This window comes from Amycolatopsis sp. NPDC104775 (assembly GCF_055583325.1).
Map to the genome: position 1 here is coordinate 1 of NZ_JBVJOE010000027.1, position 1,593 is coordinate 1,593.

2 rRNA genes are annotated in these 1,593 nt (G+C 56.1%); both read left to right on the plus strand.

What is annotated here, in order from left to right:
* Positions 1 to 1,391, plus strand: a 23S ribosomal RNA gene (locus ACZ63D_RS42980); the annotation flags it as partial.
* A gap of 84 nt (positions 1,392 to 1,475) precedes the next feature.
* Positions 1,476 to 1,592, plus strand: a 5S ribosomal RNA gene (rrf, locus tag ACZ63D_RS42985).
* Position 1,593: the final 1 nt, after the last annotated feature.

Here is a 1,593-nt window from a genome sequence, read left to right on the forward strand (position 1 = left end):
TGGCTGAGACGTGATGCGTAGCCGTTTGAGGCGAAGCGGGTGATCCTATGCTGCCGAGAAAAGCCTCTAGTGAGTGCATGCACGGCCCGTACCCCAAACCAACACAGGTGGTCAGGTAGAGAATACCAAGGCGATCGGGTGAACTGTGGTTAAGGAACTCGGCAAAATGCCCCCGTAACTTCGGGAGAAGGGGGGCCAAGCATCTTGAAGTCCCTTGCGGACGGAGGGGTGGTTGGCCGCAGAGACCAGCGGAAAGCGACTGTTTACTAAAAACACAGGTCCATGCGAAGTCGCAAGACGATGTATATGGACTGACGCCTGCCCGGTGCTGGAACGTTAAGAGGACCGGTTAGCCAGCAATGGCGAAGCTGAGAATTTAAGCGCCAGTAAACGGCGGTGGTAACTATAACCATCCTAAGGTAGCGAAATTCCTTGTCGGGTAAGTTCCGACCTGCACGAATGGCGTAACGACTTTCCGGCTGTCTCGACCACAGGCCCGGCGAAATTGCATTACGAGTAAAGATGCTCGTTACGCGCGGCAGGACGGAAAGACCCCGGGACCTTTACTATAGTTTGGTATTGGTTTTCGGTTCGGCTTGTGTAGGATAGGTGGGAGACTGTGAAGCTCGGACGCTAGTTCGGGTGGAGTCGTTGTTGAAATACCACTCTGGTCGGATTGGGAATCTGAACCTCGGACCATGATCTGGTTCAGGGACAGTGCCTGATGGGTAGTTTAACTGGGGCGGTTGCCTCCTAAAGGGTAACGGAGGCGCCCAAAGGTTCCCTCAGCCTGGTTGGCAATCAGGTGTCGAGTGCAAGTGCACAAGGGAGCTTGACTGTGAGACAGACATGTCGAGCAGGGACGAAAGTCGGGACTAGTGATCCGGCACCTCCTGGTGGAAGGGGTGTCGCTCAACGGATAAAAGGTACCCCGGGGATAACAGGCTGATCTTGCCCAAGAGTCCATATCGACGGCATGGTTTGGCACCTCGATGTCGGCTCGTCGCATCCTGGGGCCGGAGTAGGTCCCAAGGGTTGGGCTGTTCGCCCATTAAAGCGGCACGCGAGCTGGGTTTAGAACGTCGTGAGACAGTTCGGTCCCTATCCGCCGCGCGCGCAGGATACTTGAGGAAGGCTGTCCCTAGTACGAGAGGACCGGGACGGACGGACCTCTGGTGTGCCAGTTGTCACGCCAGTGGCATGGCTGGTTGGCTATGTTCGGAAGGGATAACCGCTGAAGGCATCTAAGCGGGAAGCCTGTTCCAAGATGAGGTATCCCACCCCATGTGGGTTAAGGCCCCCAAGAGACGATTGGGTTGATAGGCCAGAAATGGAAGCACAGTAATGTGTTGTCGAGTTGACTGGTACTAATAGGCCGAGGACTTGCCCACAAAGATCGCTCGCATCCACTCTACGGTTCTGAAACACCACACCGGTCACCCCTGCAGGGGTGGGTGTGTGTTGTTTCGGAGTGTTTCGGTGGTTTTAGCGTCAGGGAAACGCCCGGTCCCATTCCGAACCCGGAAGCTAAGCCTGACTGCGCCGATGGTACTGCAACCGAAGGGTTGTGGGAGAGTAGGACACCGCCGAACT